Here is a 19,869-nt window from a genome sequence, read left to right as displayed (position 1 = left end):
GGTTCTCCTTTCGCGGTCAGGCGGGGCAGTGGTGGGTGCGGGCGGCGAGTTCGGCGCCGGAGCGGTCGGGGTAGTCGCCGGAGAATCCGCAGCCGGGGGCCGTGCAGGCGGCCGTGTACTTGGCGCGGCCCCGGCTGTCGTAGTGGGTGCCAACCTGGACGGGTCCGAGGCGGATCACATCGTGGAATCGATGCGGTCGCGGCATGTTCGGCTTCCTCTCAGGCGAGTTGGGCAGCGATCGCCTCGGCCAAGGCAGGTGTGACGCCGAGGCGGGCACGGAGGGTGGCGGTATCGATCGGGCTGCCAGTGCGGGCATGGTGGACTTCGGCGACCTTGCGGGCGTGTTCAACCAGCGCGGCCGGCACCGCCGGGAGCGGATCAGCGCCTGATTCCGGTGCCGAGGGCTCCAGTTGAGGCGTTGCCTCCGGGGGCGGCTCTCGCTCGATCACGACCGGGGGAACGGGCTCTTCGGCCGCTTGCGCCTCGACCGGATCCGGTTGGCCGGGCAGGGTTGTCGGGGCGTGGACGAGGAGGGTTCCGCCGAGGAAGGCGAGGGCGGGCCAACCGGCGACGAGAATGCGCAGGATGGCGGGGACGTGGTGCAGGTCGAGGAGTCCGGCCGTGGCGACGTTGGCGCCGAGTGACGCGCTCAGGGCGATGACGAACCAGGTCCATGCCGCTCGCGCTGGTTCGCCGTTGGCCTGCAAGGTGCGCATGCGTCGCCAGGCTGCAACAAGCAGGAGATCGACGCTGATCGGGTAGGCCCAGGCTTTCCAGCCGTCTTGACCTGCGGCTTGGGCGATGTCGTGCAGGTGGGCGAAGGACAGCGCCCCTGCGATCACGGCTTGGACGAGTACGGCGTCGAAGCGGATGGTGCGGAGCATGGTCGGTCACCTCCTTCGAGGTGGTGGCCGGTGCCGGGCGGCGCACGGTCAGCCGCCCGGACCGGTCGTCGATCAGGTGGTGGAGGCTTCGCCGGAGCCGAGGCAGGTGGGACACAGGCCCTCCTGCTGAGCTACTTCGCGCTGGCGGCCGCGTCGGCCGACCATGACCGGGAAGGTCACCGTTCCCTCCCCCTTGCACGTCGGGCACTTCTTCGCGGCAGCGGGCTTGGCGCCGGTTGAGGAGCGGCGGGCAGCAGTCTTACGGGCGGTGGCCATGGGGGTCACCGGATCCGGTGGCAGTCGCAGCGGATGACGCGCCCGGCCTTCAAGTCGGGGTACTTCCTGAACAGTTCGGCCAGGGTTCCCTCGACCAGTTCACGGGGGTCCGTGCCGTGATCGGTGAAGCTGTCGCCGCTGAACGTGTGGATCCCGTTGCCGAGCTTGATGGCGATGTAGAACTGCCAGTGGTCCATGGATCGCTCCTTCGTACTCAGGGCCGTTTTGGGCATGGGGCGGGTAGGGACGTGGCGCGAAGGCGGTCGCGCCGACCGGGATGAGGCTGGTGTCAGTCGGTCGCGGAGTCAGGTGTGACCAGCGACGACACGTCGTCCGGGATCGATTCGACGACCGGCCGGAAGGGCGCCAGGAACGGCAGCTCGGGGGTCAGGTGGGCGTACTTCTCGCAGGCGGATGCAGCTTCAGCCCGCGTTGTTTCGGGGGTGCGGATGCGGGACCAGCCGCCGGAGGAGTCGCCGGCCACCGCCACGCCGGGCCGGTCCGGCGGGATCGTCGCCGCTGCGGGAACCGCTTCCGGCGCGATGTCGCCCAGCCCCATCTCGGCGGTCTGCTTGTCGTTGACGCGGTGCACCACCCGGCCGGTGAGCTGGGCACGGAGCATCGTGGCGCCCTTGCCGAGTTCGGATCCGAAACGCTGCCCGCAGAACTCCAAGTAGATGCCGACCGCACGAGCCAGTTGGGCGAGGCGGACCATGTTCGTCACCATGCGGTCCCGGCGCTCTTCGTCCCTCTTCGCCGCGACGAGGAAGAGTTCCGCGACCTCATCCACGAGGACGACCAGCGGCACCGGCCGCACCTTCTCCGACAACTCCCACAGGTCCGACACCCCATGCTCACTGAGGAGATCGAAGCGCAATTCCATCTCACGCACGAGGACTTCCAGCAGCTGCAACGCCTCGGCCGGGGTGATCGCGAGAGCGGAGAGCCTCGGTATGTAGGCACTGTGTTCCACGCCCCGCTTGCAGTCGATACCGATCAGACCGACCGGCAACTTCGCCAGCCCCTTGATCAGATTGCGCTGATACATCGACTTGCCCGACTGGTTCGCCCCGAGCGTCAGCGCGTGAGGAACCCGCCGGTAGTCCCGCACGAACACGGTCCCATCGTCCCGCAACGCGACCGGCACCACCATCGGCCCGGACGGCACCCGGCGCGGCATGCGGACGCGACGCAGGACGTCGTAGCCCGTCATCCGCAGTTCCACCACACCGGGCTTGATCTCCACGACGCGCACGGAGTGAACTCCCCATGCATGCCGCAGGCGTTCGGACGCGGCAGCCACGTCCATGGGTTCGAGGCCGGCCGGGAGCCGAAGACGGACCCGCAAGCCAGTCGAGGTTCCCCGGACCGCTCGGACCTTCGGCGGGACCGGTTGCGCGTCCGGACGACGAGCAATGTTCCGCGCCAGGAAGGCCCGGAGGGCGGACGGCCGGACCGTCAGCCCACACACATCCATCGTGGACCGGTACGTGAACGTGAACCGACCCCAGGTGACCGGCAGTCCGACCACCGACCAGTACAGACGAGGAGCACGCACCTTCGCATAGCCCAAGCCGCCGGCACCGGCTAACGCGCCGGACGCTTCGAGGATCGTGGCCAGGTCCGACATGATCAGACCCCGGACGTGATCGCGACGGCACGGAACGAAATCCCGTGGCGCTTCTGCCCGTTGAACTCGTTCTCCCAGTCCCGCGCCTTGAGCCCGACCACCGAGACCGGCGTACCCGGCGTCAACGCCTCCGTGATCCCGGTCTCCGGCACGGTCACCTGGTAGAGGTTCCCCTCCCCCTCATCCGAGATCAGCAGACCCACCACGGACAGCCCCGCACCCGTCTCCCGGTCCACGGCCCGCTCCCCGGTCTGCTTGTTGACCACCTTCGGCACCGGCGCCGTCGCCACGAACACCACAGCGGTCGAGAGGTCGATCTTGAAGGACGGCATGAACTCGCCTCCTCGGCAGCGCAGTTAGCCACCCGGTCACTGCCGGGTAGCAGCTTCCCTACGACCGTACTCGCAGAAAAATTGCGAGTCAAGAAGTTCTGCTACTCGCAGGAACCCTGAAGCCCTGAGAGACTGGCTGCGACCGAGAGGAGTGCACATGAGCGAGGGATTTGGCCTGGTCGTCCGCTTCACGCTGCTCGACGAGGGGGCAGCAGCGGAGTTCGACAAGCTGTGCGCACACACGTTGGAGGGCATCAAGGCCGACGAGCCTGGCACGCTCACCTACGTCACCCACACGCCCGAGGGTGAGCCGCTGGTGAGGGTCTTCTACGAGCTGTATGCCGACCGTGCCGCGTTCGACACCCATGAGGCACAGCCCCACACCAGGCGCTTCCTCACCGAGCGCGAGCAGTACCTTGCCGGTATCGAGGTGACGTTCCTCGATGCGATCGCGGGGAAGGTGGCAGGTCGGCAGTGAGTTCCGAGGAGCGGCGCATCTTCGGCGCGCGGGTGGCTGAACTACGCAAGCAACGCGGCTTGACCCAGGGCGAGCTAGCAGCGGAGATCGGGCGCACGTCGAGCTGGCTTTCCCAGGTAGAGCGGGGAATCCAGCCCGTCAACCGCCTTGACGTGCTCCGTCTGCTTGCTGACGGTCTGGGTGTGCCACTCCAGGTCCTCCAACCTGACGCGCCCCCACCTGTCGAACAGGGACCGGCCGCACAGCCCGAGACGAATGACCTTGACCAAGCACGCCTTGTCCTCTCCGGTCATCCGGCGATTGACATCCTGCTCAGCCCTCGCGAGGACTTCAGGCCGAGCACCATGCAGGATCTGCGCGGAGCAGCCCAACGTGTCTGGGACCTTACGCACACCGATCAGTTCGCCGAACTCAGTGCGGCTTTGGGCCCACTGGTGCCCCGCCTCGAACGGGCTGCTCGGACCGCTCCTCCGGAGTACCGAGCAGAACTGCATGGCCTGACCGCACGCACCTACCAGGCCCTCGCAGCCGCGTTCGTCCGGCAGAACGAAGCGGACGCGGCATGGGTCGCAGCAGACCGCGCAATCCGCGAAGCCGAGCTGTCCGGCGAGCCGTTGGGCGTTTTCGCAGGCATCTACCGGCTTGCCCATGCGTTCGTACGGCTCAAGCATCTTGACCAGGCCGAACATGCCACGGTCACTGCTGTGAACGCCTTGCAGAGCTACGTCAAGGATCACGAGTCCACGCCACAGCATCTGTCTGTACTGGGTTCGTTGCATCTCATGCTTGCTCTCGTGCATGCGCGAGCCGGCGAGCGGTCGGCCGCCCGCAAACAGATCGAGAATGCGCGGAAAGTCGCTCAGCAGCTCGGCGAAGATCGCAATGACTTCAACCTGGAGTTCGGACCGACCAATGTCGAGATCCAGGCGGTATCGACAGCCGTAGATCTAGGGGACGCGGGCGAGGCTCTGGACATCGGGGAAGGTCTCGACGCCAGCAGCTTGTCTATCGAGCGGCAAGCACGTCTGCTCATGGACTTGGGACGAGCCCACACGCAGCGGCGGCACTTCGGCGATGCCCTGAGCTCTCTACTCGCAGCTGAGGAGTTGGCCCCGGAGATGATCCATACGCACATTGCGGCGCGGGAAGTTGTTCGGGAACTGATGCTCGTCGCCGGGCGAGCGGCATCGGACGAACTACGGGCCCTTGCAGAGCGGACTGACTCCCTCGGTTGATACGGCTTGGGGCGCCCCGTGGAGATCAATAACATGGCACTCGACGCCGCCCCGTACATCCTGGAGCAGGGTCTCTCCCCGTAGACCCGGCATAGGCTGTTACAGGTTTCTCTACCTCATCAAGGCCCGCCGCGCACGGCGCGGCGCGCGGGGCCGCTCGCTCGGGCTCGCCCGGCCTGCCTACGGCGCCGGGCAGCCCGGCGGCGGCCCCGCGCCACTGGTACGGCGGACCGGAAAAGGTGAAGGTCAGAACGATGCCTCCGGCGGGGGCGCTCCAACTCCGGGATGGGAGGGGGCGCCGCTTGCGGGTGCCGGCGCATCGTGGCGTGCGTAGGGAGGCTCCCATCCCGTCTGCCTTCGACCCAGGACAAGCCGAGCAGACGCGGCCCATGGCGTCCAGGTCGTTCGTACAGTGGCGCGCTCCACCTGGACGCCATGGACCACGCCCGCTCCACATACGTGTGGGTCGAAGGCAGACGGGATGGGAGCAAGGACCGCTGTGGTTCCTGCCGGAGGGCTCACCAAGGCCGCACCAGATGCGCACCAGAAGGCGCGGTAAACCACGGTCAACAGCGGTGAGGCGCAGCCCCTGGACTAGAGCCTCAAAAGCTTCATTTTTCCAGGTCACGGCGTCAATCAGCCCGTTTGGACCCGTGATTCCCAAGCTCAGAGCGCGAGTTCGATTCTCGTCGCCCGCTCTTCTCGGCAAGGCCCAGGTCATCGACCTGGGCCTTGTGCGTTGTCCGGCTCCGTCGGGGCCAACGGGCTCATGGGGTGCGGGCGTTGGGCGGGCCGTAGAGGGTGGCCGCCTCCGCCGCCGTGCGGGCCAGGGAGTCGCGGACCTCGGGCGGGGAGAGCACTTCCACGTCGCGGCCGAAGGCGAGGAGCGTCAGGGCCGCGTCGGGGGCGGGGAAGGCGAACTCGACGGTCGCGGGATCGCCCTCGGTCGGGGGGCCGGTCAGCTGGTGGCCGCGCAGGCGCAGCAGCATGTCGAGGCGGGAGCGGCGGACGCGGGCGGTGACGAGGATGTCGGTGGGGCGCTGTTCGACCTGGCGGCGCAGCGTCTCCCAGACGTCGGCCAGCTCGGCGCCGGGGCGGCGGCGCACGGCGTCCGCGGTGACGGTGACGGCGACGACGCGGTCCGCGCGGAAGAGGCGGGGCCGGCCGCGGTGGTCGGCGACCAGGTACCAGACGCCCGCCTTGGCGACGAGGCCGTAGGGGTCGACGGTGTAGGTGCGTGGCCGTGTGGTGCCGCCGTGGCGGTAGCGCAGCCGCAGGCGCCGGTCGGCGAAGACGGCGTCGGGGAGCTCGCCGGGGCCGGCGTCGGGGGCCGGGCCGGGCATCCAGCGCACCGGGTCGACGAGGATGCGGCGGCTGGTCGCCTCGGCGGCCGGGCGGTGCGGGGCGGGCAGGGCGGCCATCACCTTGCGCAGGGCGGAGCCGAGCGCCCCGTCCAGGCCGAGGGCCGCGTGGGCGCCGCCCTGCGCGGCGAGGACGAAGAGGGCGCGGGCCTCGTCGGCGGTGAGGCCGGTGACGTCGGTGCGGTAGCCGGGGAGCAGGGCGATGCCGCCGTGCCGGCCGCGCTCGGCGTAGACGGGGACGCCGGCGGCGGAGAGGGCCTCGACGTCGCGGTAGACCGTGCGGACGGACACCTCCAGGCGCCGGGCCAGCTCGGCGGCGGTCACCCGGCCGCGGGTCTGCAGGAGCAGCAGGACCGACAGCAGCCGGTCGGATTTCACCTGGTTTCTCCTCTGGTGGTGCGCTCTGCCGTGGACCTTGTCGTGAGCCGTCGGAAAAGTTGACGGCAGGTGTCAGCTTATGTGCGCAGACTCCCCTCGACCGCTCACGGAGATCACTGACGGAGGACACCGCCGATGGACACCACGACCGACCCGCGCCCCCTTCTCGCCCGCGCCGCGCAGCAGTTGGCGCGTCTGATCGCGGCCGTCCCCGCGGGGCGGTACGACGACCCCACCCCGTGCGAGGACTTCGACGTGCGTGCCCTGGTGGGGCACCTGACCGGCGGGGCGCACGCGTTCGCGGCGATCGGCGAGACCGGCCGGGTGGCGGGCCGGATCACGCCGCCCGAGGGCGTGCCGGACGACGGCTGGGCCGCGGCCTTCGACGCGGCCCGCGCCCGGTTGGCGGCGGCCTGGGCGGACGACGCCAGGCTCGACATGCCGGTCACCGTGCCGTGGGGCGCGCTGTCGGGGCGGGACTACCTCTTCTCGGGGTGCGTGATGGAGATGGCCGCCCACGCGTGGGACCTGTCCCGGGCCCTCGGCGACCCGTTCCCGCTCGACGAGGAGCTCGGTGCGTGTGCGCTGGAGTGGGCGCAGCGGATCATGCCGGCCGAACGGCGCGGCGAGGGGGTGCCGTTCGGCCCGGTGCGGCCCGCCCCGGAGGGCGCGGACGTGTACGGGCGGCTGGCGGCCTGGCTGGGCCGCGAGGTCTGAACGGCGCCGCGCGGCAGGTCAGTCGTCGGCCGGGAGGAGGCGGAGGGCGCACAGGGCCACGGCCAGGTCCGCCACCGAGCGGGGGTCGGAGAGGGAGCGTCCGGTGAGGTCCTCGAGCCGGCGCAGACGGTAGCGGACGGTGTTGGGGTGGCAGTACAGGAGGCGGGCGGCCGCGGCGGCCGAGCCCCCGCCGGCGAACCAGCGCTCCAGCGTGTCCAGCAGCCGGTCGCGCTCGGCGGGAGGGAGGGCGCGGACGCGGGCGAGGACGGTGTCGGCGGCGCGGGCCGCCTCCTCCGGGGCCGCCGCGACCAGCAGGGAGACGGGACTCTCCGCGAACCGGGCCACACCCGGCGCCGCCCCCGCCGCCCCGGCCAGGGCCAGGCGGGCCAGGCGCAGCGCCCGGGGCGTCTCGCGGAGCGGCCGGTAGGGCGGGCTGACGCCGACGCGTGAGGCGGCGCTCCGGCCGAGGACGCCCAGCACCGCCTCCTCGGCGTCGGGGCCGGGCAGGGCGACGACGCCGACCTGGAGGCCGGGCAGCAGGCGCCAGGCCGAGCGGGCGTCCTCGGCCCGGAGGCGGGGTTCGACGCCGGGCAGGGCCTCGCGGCCGGGGGCGGGCACCTCGGCGGCCACGACGACGTACGGCCCCTCCGTGGGCAGGCCGAGCGCGTGGGCCGCCTCCCAGAGCGTGGTGCGGTCGGTGAGCATCCCGGTGAACAGGGCCTCGGCCAGGGCGGACCGTTCCCGTTCGCGCTGGAGCGCCATCTCCGTGGCGGCTTCGCGGTACGCGTCGCCGGACGCCGCCGCGAGCCCCTCCCGCACCCACCAGGCGGCCAGCGCGGTGACGCTCTCCACGGTGACGCCGTCGGCACCGCAGACCTCGGCCGCCAGGGCGGACCAGAGGTACTCGGAACCGACCCGGTAGGCGTGCAGCAGCTCGGCCAGCGGGACGCCCCGCCGGGCGCCCTCCCGGCCCGTCCGCCGGGCCGACTCCATGCCGGCGCCGCGGCCGTGGGCCAACTGCCCCAGAACCAGTTCGGCGTTGCGCCGGCAGGAGGCGAGGAGTTCGGCGGACGGGACGCGCTCCGCGCTTCCGTAGTACGTCACTTGGGCCCGTATGCGGCGGGCCATGCCCTCGGCGAGGGCCGGCGCGCGGGCCAGCAGCGCGGCCGCGGCGGGGGCGACCTCGGGCGGCGGTTCGGGTGCGCTGCTCATGACCGGCAGGTTACAAAGCCCCACCGCGTCATGGGTGTTGTTGTGCGCGGGGACAAAGGGACGGCCGCGATTCCTGTGGTCCCGCACATGGTTCACGAGGCGGGGCGCCGCGACGATACCGGCAACGTTACCGGCCGGTTTCGTCCCACCGTTCCCCCTCCCTCCTCTGGAGGAACCGTGCCCAGAGCCGCAACGAAGCGCACCAACCACCGTGCCGGGACGCACCGTTGGCGCTCCGCCCTCACCGGCGGCGCCCTCCTCGCCGCCGCCCTCGCGCCGTGGGCCGTCCCGGCCCGGGCCGCCGAGGGGTCCGGCGCCGGGGCGTACGTCGCGCTCGGCGACTCGTACGCCGCCGGCGCCGGGATACCCGCCGCCTCCGGCGGTCTGTGCCTGCGCTCCGACCACAACTACGGCCACCTGGTGGCCGCGAGCCTCCGCTCGTCCGCGTACCAGGACGTGACCTGCGCCGCGGCCAAGGTGAACGCGCTGACCGAGACCCAGACCGACGCCGGGATACCCGTCAACGGCCCCCAGCTGAACGCCGTTTCACGTGAAACCCGCCTCGTCACCGTCACCGTCGGCGGCAACAACCTCGGCACCTCGGACCTCGGCTTCGTGGACGCCGTCGCCGTCTGCACCGCCCTCGCCCCCACGAACCCCTTCGGCGCGCCCTGCCGCGACTACTACAAGGACACCCTCGCCCAGCGCCTCGACGCGGCCGCGCCCCGGCTCACACAGGCGCTGCGGACGATCCACGACCGGGCGCCGCGGGCCCGGGTCCTGGTCGTCGGCTACCCGTCGGTGATCCCCACCGACACGAAGCGGTGCGCCGGCAAGCTGCCGACCACCACCGGCGACACCGCCTACCTGCGGTCCGTCCTCGACAAGCTCAACTCCATGGTCTCCCGCGCCGCCACGGCCGGCGGCGCCGCCTACGTCGACACCCTCGGCCCCACGGAGGGCCACGACGCCTGTTCCGCCGACCCCTGGGTCGCGGGCCTCCTCCCGGCGTCGCCCACCCTGCCGCTCCACCCCGACGCCACCGGCGAGCGCGCCATGGCCGACGCGGTGTTGCGCACCCTCGGGCACTGACCCCGGTGCCGCGCCGTGGCGCGATCCCGCGGCACGGCGCGGCGCTCCCCGGAAGGAGGCGGAACGGCCGCATATAGTCCGGACCAGGGGAAATGCCGCGCCCTGCAACGCGGTCCGGGGACGGGGAGACAGCACGGGAATGGCCGAGGGGACCGAGGGAACCGAGGGCATAGCGGCGTTCGCGGAACGGCTCCGCGAGCTGAAGGAACGTTCCGGGCACAGCTACGGAACCCTGGCCAAGCGGCTGCACATGAGCACGTCGACCGTCCACCGCTACTGCAGCGGCGCGGCCGTGCCGACGGAGTTCGCCCCTGTGGAGCGCTTCGCCCGCCTCTGCGGCGCCGACCGCGAGGAGCTCGTCGCACTGCACCGCCGGTGGATCGTCGCCGACGACGCCCGCCGACGGAAAGCACTCCCCGCTGCCGGCGGCGCCGCGGCCCCGACGACGGCCGCGACCGACACGACCGCCGCCACGCCTGACGGGACAGCCGGGACCGGCACAACGGCCGCCACGACCGCCACAGCCGACGCGAAGGCCGCCCCGGCCACCACCACGACCACCGAACTCCCCCCACAGAACACCCCCCGCCTCCGGCGCGCCCTCCTCGTGGCCGGGGTCGCCGCCGTCGTCGTGCCCGGCGCCGTCCTGGCCGGCTGTTCGCTGGAGAGGTCGCACGGCGACCGGGCCCGGGGCGGCAGCGCACGGCCGCAGGCGGACGGCGCGTGGCGGACACCGCGCCCCGGCGGACCGTCCGGGACGGCCGACGTGCCCTCCGCCACTCCCTCCCCGGCCACGCCGCCCGGTGAATTCCCGCTGCACGACGGCCTGTTCCCGCCGTCCACCACCCCGCACCCCCCGTCCCCCGGCGCGGAACCGGACGTTCCCGGCAACCCGCCCGACAGCCCGCCCGGCTCCCGGAACCCGGGGCGCACCCCCGACTCCCCCACCCGCCCCTCCCCCCGCCCCGACGTCCCCCTGACCGCCACCGTCCGCATGGACGACCTGGGGGACGAGCGGTGCGACACCCTGTACGTGTCGGGCCGGCAGCCCGGCGCGGTCGCCGCGCCCCCGGCCGGCGACGCGGACGCCGGCGGCTGGCGGGCCGCGATGAGCGCCGTGCCCGGCGGCAGGATGCGGATCGAGGTGACCGTCCAGGGCAAGGAGCGGAAGGCCGTGGTCCTGCACGCGCTGCGCGTCCGGACGGTGGGCGGGCGCCGGCCGCCGCTGGACTGGTCCGCGTACGCGATGGGCGACGGCTGCGGGGGCGGCGTCACCCCCGAGCACTTCGACGTGGACCTCGACCGCGACCGCCCCGCCGCGCGCCCCGTGAGCGGGCGGCAGGGCGACATCGTGATCCCGGCCAGGGACTTCCCCTACAAGGCGTCCTCGACCGACCCGGAAGTGCTGAAGGTACTGGCGCACACCGACGCCCACGACGTCAGCTGGTACCTGGAGCTGGACTGGAGCAGCGGCGACCGGCGCGGCACGCTGCGCATCGACGACCACGGGCGGCCGTTCCGCACCAGCGCGGTGAGGCAACGGCCGCAGTACGCCTACCGGTTCGACACGAGGACGTGGGAGCAGCTCCCGGACTACGCCCGCCGGTGAACGCGCGGGGCGCTCAGGCGTCCCCGATCCCGTCGTCCTCGTACGGCGCCTCCTCGACGAGCCGTTCGCCGAGGTCGTCGGCCCACTGCTGCGCCCAGCGGCGCAGCCCGTCGACGGCCCGCGCGTCCAGGCCGTGGGCGGCGAAGGCCCGGTCGTCCATCCACTCGGCCCCCTCCAGCCGGGCCCGCAGGTCGGCGAGGTCGAAGTCCCCGGGGCCGCGCGCGTGCCGGCGGCCGAACTCCTCCAGCTCGGCGGCCGGCCAGCGGGCGGCCGCGCCGTGGACGTCGACGAGGTCACCGGGCAGGCCCCGTTCGGCGAGGGCGCGCACCTTGGTGCCCACGGCGTCCTCCGCCGCGAGGGCGGGGCCGAGCGGGGTGGGGACGGGCGGGCGCCACATCGTCTCCTTGAGGAGGTCGAGCGGGCACTCCTCGCCGGCGTCGGGGTCGGTGACGGCCAGCCGCGCCGAGAGCGGCCCGGCCTCGACGTCGCGCACCCGCCAGCCGCGCTCGCGCAGCCCGGCGCGGACGCCGGCGGCGATGTCCGCCATCGCGGCCTGCGACTCGGTGGCGAGGGCCACGCCGGCGCTCGCCCGGTTCGTCAGCCCGTGCGCCCGCACCGCGTAGCCGCCGGCGAGGACGAGGGAGTACGGCGAGCCGACGGAGAGCGCGTCGGCGATCAGCCGCAGGTGCGTCGAGGGCGGCTCCGGGGAGCCGGCCGCGGGGTCCGGCGTGCCGGTGGCGGGGGGCATGCCCTCATTCTCCGGTACCGCCGCATTCTCGGTAAGGCCGCGTTCTCCGGTACGGCCGCCGGGGCCCGCGGCGCACGCCGAGGCCGCCCCCGGGGATCCCGGGGGCGGCCGGTGCGGCGCCGGGCGTCAGTCGTTCTTGGAACCGTTGCCCGAGATGATCGGGATGTTGTCCAGGATGTGCGACAGCGGGTCGTCCCCGTCGTTGATCGTCGAGTTCTCGGTGCACATCTGCTGCTGCTGCGAGGAGAGGATCGGCACGTCCTGCAGTCCGACGTTCAACAGGCCGATGAGCGACTGGGCGCCCAGCTTGCCGATGGCGATGCACGGCTTGTTGAACGAGCCGTTGATCAGGCCCATCTGCGGGCTCATGTAACCGCCGGTGTAGGTGTTGCCGTACATCTGGACGGCTTGGTTCGCATTGGCGACGTCGTCGCCGCCGGGGCCGGCTGCCAGCGCGGGGATGGCGGACCCGCCGACTGCGGACGCCGTCAGTGCGGCCGTGGCCACTACCTTCTTGATCACGATGGTTCCTTCGCTCTGGTCGGTTTACGAGCGCTACTTGCCCAACCCGCGCGCCCGGGGAAAGTCATCGGTTTTCATTCATTCGGCCCAGAGAGGGTTCGGCCGGGGAGTCCCGGGAGAAACAACCGGGAGAAACAAACGGAAACCCCCTGCCGCAGGTCCCGCACACCCGCCGCAGGGGGAATCCCGTGCTCGCTTCCGGGATCAGCCGTTGGCCGAACCGTTGCCCGAGATGATCGGGATGTCGTCGATGAGGTGCGACAGCTGGTCGTCCCCGTCGTTGATCGTCGAGTTGTCGGTGCACTGCTGCTGCTGCTGCGACGTGAGGATCGGCACGTCCTGGACGCCGACGTTGATGAGCGCCAGCACCGACTGGAGACCCAGCTTGCCGATGGCGATGCAGGGCTTGTTGAGCGTGCCCTGGATCAGGCTCATCTGCGGGCTTTCCTTGCCCCCTGTCTTGGTGTTGCCGTAGCCGGTCTTCGCGCCGTTGGCGTTGGCCACGTCCTGGTCGTTACTGAGGGCCATCGCCGGGGCGCTGACGGCGCCGACCGTGGAGACCGTCATGGCGGTCGTGGCGAGTACCTTCTTGAGCACGTGATTAGCCTTTCGATCGTGTAGCGCCCCCACTGAGAAAGCGAACTGAACAACTCCCGCCCCGGAAGAGAGGTTCCGGGCTTTCACTCATTCGAGCCAGTGTGCCGGGCCGCCCCGCCGGGCAATTCCACGGAATGCCGTCCGTACGAAAAGCGGCTGGTCCGCGCGCATTTCGCGGACGCCGCGGTACGGCAATCGGAATTGCGGGTGAAAAGGCCGTCGGCTCAGCCGGTCCGGTGCCGCCAGCTGATCGGGGAGGCGAAACCCGAGGGGTGCCAGTGGGCGGGGGTGCGCAGCAGTCCGTACGCGGAGAAGTCCCCGGACAGCGGGAGGCCGGTGCCCGCGGCGGCGCAGGCGAGGAGCACCGCGGTCACGGCGGCCAGCTCCTCGCGGCCGGCGGCCCCCTTCTCGACGCGTACGAGCGGGTCGTCCATGGCGTTCCACGCTTCCTGCCGGTGCCTCCCTTCCACCGTCTCCCGGTGGCGGCAGCGGAGGAACCTCGGTACGTCCGAACGGGTGACGGGCCTGTCGCAGCCCGGATCGCGCGTCCGGATGAACCGCCCCGCGCGGCCGCCGGGGGCGGGGACCGCGGCCGCGGCGCGGCAGGCGGCGCCGGCGCCGCTCATCTCCCGCTCAAAAGGGGCGACTTGGACCTCACGGCGGTGCGGTGCGGCACGGGGCGCCAGCGCGGCCTGCCGGCAGGCGCGTTGGGGGCCGTGACGTCCACGGGGCGTGCGGCGCAGGGAAGTTGTGACCGTCCTCCCGAGGATGTATGGCCGGGGGAACCCGAAGAGAGGGGCGCGCCCGACGACGGCGAGGGCACGGCGGTACGAGAACACGGGCACGGCGGACCGAAGGAGAGCAGGGACCAATGGGCAGCACCCCCCACACGCGCAGGAGCGACACCCGGGAACGCATCCAGCGCACCGCGCTGGACCTCTTCGTCAGCCGCGGCTACGAGAAGACCTCCCTGCGGGAGATCGCCGAGCGGCTCGGGGTCACCAAGGCGGCGCTCTACTACCACTTCAAGACGAAGGAGGACATCCTCGCGGCCATCTCCGACCAGGTCGGCGGGCCCGTGGACGAGCTGATCGCGTGGGGCGAGGCACAGCCGCCGACGCCCGGGGCCAAGCGCGAACTGCTGTGCCGTTACAGCGAGAAGCTGCGCGGGGCGGCCCCCGTGTTCCGCATCCTCCAGGAGAACCAGGCGTCCCTGCGGGCCCTCGGCATCGGAGGGCGGCTGCGGGAGCGGGTGACGCGGCTGTCGCGGCTGATGCGGGCGGGCGAGGACGGCCTGGACGCCCAAGTCCGGCTGGCGAGCGCCCTGTTCACGGTGCACTTCGGGGCGCTGGCGCTGGACGACGTGGCGGGTGACCCGGAGGAGAAGCGTCTCGCCACGCTGGCCGTGGCCCTGGAGGTGCTGGAGACGGCCGCCGCCGGGTGAGCGGTCAGCCCACGGCGACGGGGGCGGAGGCCGGCGGCGGCCCGGCGGCGCGCAGCCGTTCGGCCTCGGCGAGCGCGCGGGCGCCGCGGCCGGGCGCCAGGTCGAGGCGGGCCAGGACGGAGGGGACGGCGATGCTCGGCATGATGTGCTCGTAGAGGCTGATGGCCCGGCGTTCCAGGTCGGCGCGGCCGCTGACGGCCTGGGACATGGTGTTGATCCCGGCGTAGGCGCCGACGATCAGCTCGGCGGTGTCGGCCGGCACCACGTGCGGGAGCACCTCGCCGCGCTCCTTGCCCTCGGCCAGGACCCGGGCGTGCAGCCGCGTCCAGCCCCGGAAGGGGCCGCCGCGGTCGATGCCGGAGGGGCCCTGGTCGAGGGTCAGCCGGACGCTGCCGCGCAGCAGCGGGTCGTCCCTCATGCGGTGCGCGAACACCAGGCCGAGGTCGACGAGTCGCTGCATGCGGGAGGCCGGCGGGGGCTCGGGCAGCCGGGGGGCGTCGAGGAGCTGGGCGTCGATGACGGCGTGGGCGAGGTCCTCCTTGGAGGCGAAGTGGAAGTAGAGCGCGCCCTTGGTCACCTCGGCGCGGGAGAGGATCTCGGTGATCGTGGCGGCCTCGTAGCCCCGTTCGTCGAAGACCGCCGCCGCAGCCTCCAGGATGGTCCGGCGGGTCCTGATCGCCCGGTCCTGCTTCGCCACGGTCCGCCTCCGAATCGCTGGTCCGCCCCCGTGGTGCGCCGGCACCTCCACCGGAATCAAACCGACGCGTCCGCATCCCCGTCGCCGCGGGCGCCGGGCCCGCCCGACGAGCCTACGCAGCCGGACCTCGTCAGCGGAGGACGGCGAACCGGCCATGTCCACGGGGCCGGTGAGCGCCCCCGCCGGTGCCGTGCGGTGCCGTGCGGACGGGGCGCGGGCGACGGGCGGAGGGGCCGCCGGCCGGGGAAGGCGGCCCTCCGCCCGGCCGAAAGCCACCCGTGGGCGGGCCGGGGGCCGGCGGGCACGGTGGACCGGACGGTATGTCTCCGTCCCGGGCCGTGCGCGCGGGGGTCGTGCGATCAGGGCTGAATGTTGCCGATCATGTAGCAGACAATCGCGATCACGATGAGGGCCAGTACGACAACGGTCTTTCGTTCCTTGTGCGTCATGGATGCCATCACGCCTCCCAGACGGCGTCCGACGGCTCGGACCGCCCTGCCGGGGAAACTACTCGTGTTCAGACGGTCACACCACGGAACGATCGAAAGTCTGAGCAGGACTTGAGGATTGCTCCTCCGCTTTCCTCCGCTTCCCTTCACTTCCCTCCGCTTCCCGGACCCATCCGGGTTCTCGTCCTCCGTTACGGCCGATTCCCGCACGCTTCGTCGTTATGGTCGGCCCTGCCGTCCTTCGCCGGCGACCGCTTCGAGGGAGATCGCGACGGATGACTCTCAGCCTCACCGGAAACGCCTTCCTCGCCCTGCTGGTGTCGGCGGCGGTCCTGGCCGTGCTGGCCGTCCTGCTGCTGTGGACGCGGATCCCGGGCCCGGCCCCGGTGCGCTGGGGGGCACGCCTGGCCCTGATCCTCCTCTGCCAGGCCACCGCGATCTGCGTGGTGGCCGCCTGGATCAACACCAGTTACGGCCTCTACGCCTCCTGGGACGACCTGCTGGGCCGCACCGACGGCGCCGGGCCGGTGGCGATGCAGGGCCCGCCGGCCGAGCACGCCACCTTCACCAAGGACGACAACGGCATGCGGGAGACGTACTTCCGCGGCACCCGCTCCGCCCTGTCGGGCCAGGTGATGATCTGGACGCCGCCGCAGTACGACGAGCCGCGCTACCGCCGGACGGCCTTCCCGGTGGTCATGCTCCTGCACGGGGTGCCCGGGTCGCCGCAGTCGTGGACGGAGCAGGGCCGGATGCCGAGGGCGTACCGGAAGCTCCTCGCGGAGGGCACCACCCGTCCGTTCATCCTCGCCGTCCCCGTGATCAACCCGGGCGGGCGGGACACCGACTGCTCGGACGCGGGCGGGCGCAACGTGGCGACCTGGCTCTCGCAGGACGTGCCGGATCTCGTCCGGCGGCACTTCCGCGCCGCGCCGCAGCCCAAGTCGTGGGGGCTGCTGGGGATTTCCACCGGCGGGTTCTGCGCGGCCAAGCTGCCGTTGCAGTTCCCGCGGGTCTTCGCCGCGGGCGCGGCCCTCGACCCCGATCCGCTCAACGGCGACGGCGGCGCCCTCACCGACCCCGTCCTGCGCGAACGCAACAGCCCCACCTGGCTGGTCGCCCACTCCCGGGCGGAGGCCGCGCTGTTCCTGGCCACCTCGCGCCAGGACCGCGACAGCCCGCCGTCCTATCTGGAGGAGTTCCAGCGGGCCGCGTCCGGGAGCCGGGTGCGGCTGAAGACCATGCTCCTCGACAAGGGCGGGCACAACTACCGGACGTGGTCCACGCTGTACCCGGAGGCGTTCGCCTGGCTCGCCGCCCAACTGCCGGGCGGGCCGGGGCCGTTCAGTGCTTCTTCGGGCGGTCCTGGACGTCCTGCGGGAAGGTGAGCTTCCGGCTCATCCACCTCATCGTCTCGCCGATCTCCTGCTGCCAGGTCTTGAACCCGTGGCTGCCCTCGGGGAGCACGATCTGGGCCACGTCCATCCCCTTGCCCTGGGCGGCGCGGACGAACTGCTCGGTCGCCTCGTAGTTCTTCTCGCCCTTGCGGCTGGTGGCCACGAGCAGCGAGACCGGCGGCACCGGCTTGTTCTCCAGGCGCCACATCAGGTCGTGCTCGCGCTTGCGCTCCTCGGCCTTGTCGCCCGAGCCGAAGAGGTTGCCGGTGGCGATGTCGTTCTTGATGCGGAAGTCGCCGGAGAGGGAGGCCGCGACCGGGTAGACCTCCGGGGCGCGCAGGGCGAGCTGGAGGGCGCAGGTGCCGCCGGAGGAGTAGCCGAGGACGCCCCAGGAGGTGGCGTGGTCGCCGACCCGGTAGGCGCTGCGCAGCGCCTCGGGCAGGTCCTTGGTGAAGAAGGTCTCGGCCTGCGGGCCGTCGGGGACGTCCACGCACTCGGTGTCGCGCGGCGAGGCGATCGTGGGGGCGAGCATCACGATCACCGTGGGGCTCATCTTCTTCTCCTCCAGCAGGCGGGCCGCGTTGAGCGGCACCCGGAGGTTGCGGGCGACGCTGGCGCGGCCGCCCGGGTAGCCGCTGACGGCGACCATGACGGGGAAGCGGGTGCGCTGGTACTGCTTCTGGAAGTACTGCGGGGGCAGGTAGACGTAGGCCGGGTTGACCGCCTGCGAACGCTTGCCGATGACGCGCACGGAGCGGATGGCACCGACCTTGTCCTCGGGGCCCTTGGGGTAGCCGGGGAAGGATTCCACGTTCTCGCCGTCGGTGGGCTGGATCAGGCCGTTCCGCGACTCGTCGACCGTGGCGCGGGGCCCGCCCGTGTTCATCTCGACGACGTTGACCGGCGCCTTGTCGACCCTGCCGAGGAGCTGGTTCCAGGTGCCGAAGAAGCCGACGTTGGCGTTGACCGCGAGCAGCACCACCGCCATGATCGACAGCTGGGTGAGGAGGATCGAGCCCAGCCGGCCGAGGACGGGCAGCGGCCCCTTCCCGGAGAGCCGCGGCCAGACCCACACCATGAGCGCCACGCACAACACGGCGGCGAAGGCCACCGTGTACAACAGCGACCTGCTGGTCAGGCCCATGCGGTTCTCACTCCCTGCCCGGACGTGCGTACTCGTGTCCGTATCGGCGATGCTCGACGGATAAGAGGCCGGAAACGGCCGCAGGGGTTGCCCTGTCCGCATTTCTTCCCCGCCGCTTGTCCGGCGCGCCGCCCCCGCTTCCCCCGCCGTTCCCGCCCCGGACACCCCCGCCGCGGGGTGGCCGAACCGGGCCTTCCGCCCGATGGTGGAGGGAAGGCTCCGAGGGGACGGACCGGGACACCGGCGGGGGTGGGCGACATGGCGGACCAGGGCGTGACGACGGGGACGAAGGGCGCGCATCCCCTCACCGGTGGCCTCTTCGCCCCGGTCCACGAGGAGGTCACCGCGTTCGACCTCCCGGTGACCGGCCGGATCCCGGACGCCCTGCGCGGCCGCTACCTGCGCAACGGGCCCAATCCGCTGTGCGCCGGGGACGCCGCCGGGCGGCCCTGGTTCGCCGGCGAGGGCATGGTGCACGGGGTGCGGCTGCGCGACGGCCGCGCCGCCTGGTACCGCAACCGCTGGGTCCGCTCCGACGCCGTCGCCCGGCACCTGGGCGAGAAGGTGCTGCACGGGCCGCGGCACCTGGTGGACTTCGCGCCCAACACCCACGTCCAGCGGTTCGCCGGGCACCTGCTGGCCCTGGTCGAGGGCGGCGCCCTGCCCTACGAGCTGGACTCGGAGCTCGACACCGTCGGGCCGTTCGACTTCCACGGGACGCTGCCCGGCGGGTTCGCCGCGCACACCGTGGTCGACCCGGCGAGCGGCGAGCTGCACGCCGTGGCGTACTGTCCGGCGCGGCCGTCCGCGCAGTACCTGGTCGCCGGGGTGGACGGCCGGGTGCGGCACCACGTCGACGTGCCCGTCGAGGGGCGGCCGATGATGCACGACTTCTCGCTCACCGCCCGCCACGTGCTGCTCTACGACCTTCCGGTCGCCTTCTCCGACGGGTCCGGGGGCCACGGCTTCGGCTGGGACCCCGGGCGCCCGGCCCGGCTCGGGGTGCTGCCGCGCGAGGGCGGTCCGGAGGAGGTGCGCTGGCTGGAGACCGACCCCTGCTTCGTCTTCCACACGGCGAACGCCCACGAGCGGGACGGGGTGATCACCGTCCACCTCGTCCGCCACGACCGCTTCGCCGACGAGCGCTTCTCCGAGGGGCGTTTCGCCGCGGGGCCCGGCGGCGCCCGCCCGGCCCACCTGGAGCGGTGGACGGTGGACCCGGCCGCAGGGACGGTGCGCCGCGAGCGGCTGGACGACCGGCCGGTGGAGCTGCCGCGCGTCGATCCCCGGCGGCTGACCGCCGACCACCGCTACGCGTACGCGGTGCACGAGCGGACGGACCCCGGCCGGGCCGGGTTCGGCCGCGGGCTGCTCAAGTACGACCTGGCGCGCGGCACCTGCGAGGAGCACCCGGTCCCGCCCGGCGGGGACGTCGGCGAGGGCGTCTTCGTGCCCGCCGCGCCGGGGGCGGCCGAGGACGACGGCTGGGTGCTGGCGTTCGCGTACGACGCCGGGCGGGCGGCCAGCGACCTGCTGGTGATCGCGGCCGGCGACTTCGCGGCCGGGCCGGTCGCCCGGGTGCACCTGCCGGTGCGGGTGCCCGTGGGGGCGCACGGCAACTGGATCCCCGATCCCTTGTACGGGGCCGGGGTGTAGGGGATCCGTGG

At 72.5% G+C, this 19,869-nt stretch carries 21 protein-coding genes; 8 read left to right on the top strand and 13 right to left on the bottom strand.

All coding sequences use genetic code 11. From position 1 onward, the window contains the following. Positions 1–16: 16 nt before the first annotated feature. The 5 genes from AC230_RS28120 to AC230_RS28100 all read right to left on the bottom strand — a co-directional run bounded on the left by AC230_RS28120 (position 17) and on the right by AC230_RS28100 (position 3,122). Complete coding sequence (locus tag AC230_RS28120) at positions 17–205, bottom strand: mobile element transfer protein (RefSeq protein ID WP_049719169.1); 189 nt, start codon at positions 203–205, stop codon at positions 17–19. A 13-nt stretch (positions 206–218) separates the two neighbouring features. Beyond that, positions 219–884: a DUF2637 domain-containing protein gene (locus AC230_RS28115; RefSeq protein WP_049719168.1), complete on the bottom strand. Its 666-nt coding sequence runs from the start codon at positions 882–884 to the stop codon at positions 219–221. Positions 885–1,165: 281 nt separating this feature from the next. Next, positions 1,166–1,357: a hypothetical protein gene (locus AC230_RS28110; protein ID WP_049719167.1), complete on the bottom strand. Its 192-nt coding sequence runs from the start codon at positions 1,355–1,357 to the stop codon at positions 1,166–1,168. Positions 1,358–1,449: 92 nt separating this feature from the next. Then, positions 1,450–2,790, bottom strand: coding sequence for an FtsK/SpoIIIE domain-containing protein (locus AC230_RS28105; protein ID WP_049719166.1), 1,341 nt, complete (start codon positions 2,788–2,790; stop codon positions 1,450–1,452). A 2-nt stretch (positions 2,791–2,792) separates the two neighbouring features. Beyond that, positions 2,793–3,122: an SCO3933 family regulatory protein gene (locus AC230_RS28100; RefSeq protein ID WP_049719165.1), complete on the bottom strand. Its 330-nt coding sequence runs from the start codon at positions 3,120–3,122 to the stop codon at positions 2,793–2,795. 157 nt (positions 3,123–3,279) lie between these two features. Here AC230_RS28100 and AC230_RS28095 point away from each other — a divergent pair, with 157 nt between their 5' ends. Then, entirely contained in the window at positions 3,280–3,600 is a 321-nt protein-coding gene (locus AC230_RS28095; protein WP_049719164.1) for a putative quinol monooxygenase, read from the top strand. After that, on the top strand, positions 3,597–4,835 hold the full coding sequence (locus AC230_RS31635; RefSeq protein WP_078871632.1) for a helix-turn-helix domain-containing protein: 1,239 nt from the start codon (positions 3,597–3,599) through the stop codon (positions 4,833–4,835). Before AC230_RS28095 ends, AC230_RS31635 begins: the two co-directional genes overlap by 4 nt. Positions 4,836–5,602: 767 nt before the next feature. On the opposite strand, the gene AC230_RS28080 is transcribed toward AC230_RS31635, so the two are convergent. After that, a complete protein-coding gene (locus AC230_RS28080) occupies positions 5,603–6,574 on the bottom strand; it encodes a helix-turn-helix transcriptional regulator (RefSeq protein ID WP_049719162.1) in 972 nt (323 codons plus the stop codon). 135 nt (positions 6,575–6,709) lie between these two features. Here AC230_RS28080 and AC230_RS28075 point away from each other — a divergent pair, with 135 nt between their 5' ends. Then, the gene (locus tag AC230_RS28075) at positions 6,710–7,291 is read left to right on the top strand and encodes a TIGR03086 family metal-binding protein (protein ID WP_049719161.1); all 582 of its coding nucleotides are present in this window, start codon (positions 6,710–6,712) and stop codon (positions 7,289–7,291) included. Positions 7,292–7,309: 18 nt separating this feature from the next. Here the strand turns inward: AC230_RS28075 and AC230_RS28070 are convergent, their stop codons facing one another. Next, positions 7,310–8,503 (bottom strand): PucR family transcriptional regulator, encoded by a 1,194-nt coding sequence (locus tag AC230_RS28070; protein WP_049719160.1) that lies wholly within the window; start codon positions 8,501–8,503, stop codon positions 7,310–7,312. 177 nt (positions 8,504–8,680) lie between these two features. Between AC230_RS28070 and AC230_RS28065 the strand changes: the two genes are divergently transcribed. Then, on the top strand, positions 8,681–9,595 hold the full coding sequence (locus tag AC230_RS28065) for an SGNH/GDSL hydrolase family protein (RefSeq protein WP_049719159.1): 915 nt from the start codon (positions 8,681–8,683) through the stop codon (positions 9,593–9,595). A gap of 139 nt (positions 9,596–9,734) precedes the next feature. Then, complete coding sequence (locus AC230_RS28060) at positions 9,735–11,204, top strand: helix-turn-helix domain-containing protein (protein WP_049719158.1); 1,470 nt, start codon at positions 9,735–9,737, stop codon at positions 11,202–11,204. Between the two features lie 13 nt (positions 11,205–11,217). Here the strand turns inward: AC230_RS28060 and AC230_RS28055 are convergent, their stop codons facing one another. From AC230_RS28055 to AC230_RS34780, 4 genes are all read right to left on the bottom strand, one after another. Beyond that, complete coding sequence (locus tag AC230_RS28055; protein WP_049719157.1) at positions 11,218–11,952, bottom strand: nucleotidyl transferase AbiEii/AbiGii toxin family protein; 735 nt, start codon at positions 11,950–11,952, stop codon at positions 11,218–11,220. A 126-nt stretch (positions 11,953–12,078) separates the two neighbouring features. Continuing rightward, complete coding sequence (locus AC230_RS28050; RefSeq protein ID WP_049719156.1) at positions 12,079–12,474, bottom strand: rodlin; 396 nt, start codon at positions 12,472–12,474, stop codon at positions 12,079–12,081. Between the two features lie 204 nt (positions 12,475–12,678). Beyond that, on the bottom strand, positions 12,679–13,071 hold the full coding sequence (locus AC230_RS28045; RefSeq protein WP_049719155.1) for a rodlin: 393 nt from the start codon (positions 13,069–13,071) through the stop codon (positions 12,679–12,681). A gap of 224 nt (positions 13,072–13,295) precedes the next feature. Next, the gene (locus AC230_RS34780; protein ID WP_049719154.1) at positions 13,296–13,697 is read right to left on the bottom strand and encodes an acyl-CoA carboxylase subunit epsilon; all 402 of its coding nucleotides are present in this window, start codon (positions 13,695–13,697) and stop codon (positions 13,296–13,298) included. A gap of 245 nt (positions 13,698–13,942) precedes the next feature. Between AC230_RS34780 and AC230_RS28035 the strand changes: the two genes are divergently transcribed. After that, positions 13,943–14,515, top strand: a complete 573-nt coding sequence (locus AC230_RS28035) for a TetR/AcrR family transcriptional regulator (protein WP_049719153.1) — start codon at positions 13,943–13,945, stop codon at positions 14,513–14,515. A gap of 4 nt (positions 14,516–14,519) precedes the next feature. Here AC230_RS28035 and AC230_RS28030 read toward each other — a convergent pair whose 3' ends face one another. Beyond that, positions 14,520–15,212 carry a ScbR family autoregulator-binding transcription factor gene (locus tag AC230_RS28030; protein WP_049719152.1) on the bottom strand — a complete coding sequence of 231 codons (693 nt, stop codon included), beginning with the start codon at positions 15,210–15,212 and terminating at the stop codon, positions 14,520–14,522. A gap of 724 nt (positions 15,213–15,936) precedes the next feature. On the opposite strand from AC230_RS28030, the gene AC230_RS28025 reads away from it, so the two are divergent. Further along, positions 15,937–17,049, top strand: coding sequence for an alpha/beta hydrolase (locus tag AC230_RS28025; protein WP_049719151.1), 1,113 nt, complete (start codon positions 15,937–15,939; stop codon positions 17,047–17,049). On the opposite strand, the gene AC230_RS28020 is transcribed toward AC230_RS28025, so the two are convergent. Continuing rightward, complete coding sequence (locus AC230_RS28020; protein WP_049719150.1) at positions 17,006–18,202, bottom strand: alpha/beta hydrolase; 1,197 nt, start codon at positions 18,200–18,202, stop codon at positions 17,006–17,008. The two genes, AC230_RS28025 and AC230_RS28020, sit on opposite strands and share 44 nt — an antisense overlap. A 258-nt stretch (positions 18,203–18,460) precedes the next feature. Here AC230_RS28020 and AC230_RS28015 point away from each other — a divergent pair, with 258 nt between their 5' ends. Beyond that, positions 18,461–19,858, top strand: a complete 1,398-nt coding sequence (locus AC230_RS28015; RefSeq protein WP_049719521.1) for a carotenoid oxygenase family protein — start codon at positions 18,461–18,463, stop codon at positions 19,856–19,858. Positions 19,859–19,869 lie beyond the last annotated feature (11 nt).

Source organism: Streptomyces caatingaensis (genome assembly GCF_001187435.1).
Lineage (GTDB): Bacteria > Actinomycetota > Actinomycetes > Streptomycetales > Streptomycetaceae > Streptomyces > Streptomyces caatingaensis.
The sequence above is the reverse complement of the archived record's forward strand: the minus strand, read 5'-3'. Positions and strand labels throughout refer to the sequence as shown.

What these genes read in the sequence shown, in the direction of transcription:
- AC230_RS28120 (WP_049719169.1), bottom strand. Translation starts at nt 205, where the DNA reads ATGCCGCGACCGCATCGATTCCACGATGTGATCCGCCTCGGACCCGTC.
- AC230_RS28115 (WP_049719168.1), bottom strand. Translation starts at nt 884, where the DNA reads ATGCTCCGCACCATCCGCTTCGACGCCGTACTCGTCCAAGCCGTGATC.
- AC230_RS28110 (WP_049719167.1), bottom strand. Translation starts at nt 1,357, where the DNA reads ATGGACCACTGGCAGTTCTACATCGCCATCAAGCTCGGCAACGGGATC.
- AC230_RS28105 (WP_049719166.1), bottom strand. Translation starts at nt 2,790, where the DNA reads ATGTCGGACCTGGCCACGATCCTCGAAGCGTCCGGCGCGTTAGCCGGT.
- AC230_RS28100 (WP_049719165.1), bottom strand. Translation starts at nt 3,122, where the DNA reads ATGCCGTCCTTCAAGATCGACCTCTCGACCGCTGTGGTGTTCGTGGCG.
- AC230_RS28095 (WP_049719164.1), top strand. Translation starts at nt 3,280, where the DNA reads ATGAGCGAGGGATTTGGCCTGGTCGTCCGCTTCACGCTGCTCGACGAG.
- AC230_RS28075 (WP_049719161.1), top strand. Translation starts at nt 6,710, where the DNA reads ATGGACACCACGACCGACCCGCGCCCCCTTCTCGCCCGCGCCGCGCAG.
- AC230_RS28070 (WP_049719160.1), bottom strand. Translation starts at nt 8,503, where the DNA reads ATGAGCAGCGCACCCGAACCGCCGCCCGAGGTCGCCCCCGCCGCGGCC.
- AC230_RS28060 (WP_049719158.1), top strand. Translation starts at nt 9,735, where the DNA reads ATGGCCGAGGGGACCGAGGGAACCGAGGGCATAGCGGCGTTCGCGGAA.
- AC230_RS28055 (WP_049719157.1), bottom strand. Translation starts at nt 11,952, where the DNA reads ATGCCCCCCGCCACCGGCACGCCGGACCCCGCGGCCGGCTCCCCGGAG.
- AC230_RS34780 (WP_049719154.1), bottom strand. Translation starts at nt 13,697, where the DNA reads ATGAGCGGCGCCGGCGCCGCCTGCCGCGCCGCGGCCGCGGTCCCCGCC.
- AC230_RS28035 (WP_049719153.1), top strand. Translation starts at nt 13,943, where the DNA reads ATGGGCAGCACCCCCCACACGCGCAGGAGCGACACCCGGGAACGCATC.
- AC230_RS28025 (WP_049719151.1), top strand. Translation starts at nt 15,937, where the DNA reads ATGACTCTCAGCCTCACCGGAAACGCCTTCCTCGCCCTGCTGGTGTCG.
- AC230_RS28020 (WP_049719150.1), bottom strand. Translation starts at nt 18,202, where the DNA reads ATGGGCCTGACCAGCAGGTCGCTGTTGTACACGGTGGCCTTCGCCGCC.
- AC230_RS28015 (WP_049719521.1), top strand. Translation starts at nt 18,461, where the DNA reads ATGGCGGACCAGGGCGTGACGACGGGGACGAAGGGCGCGCATCCCCTC.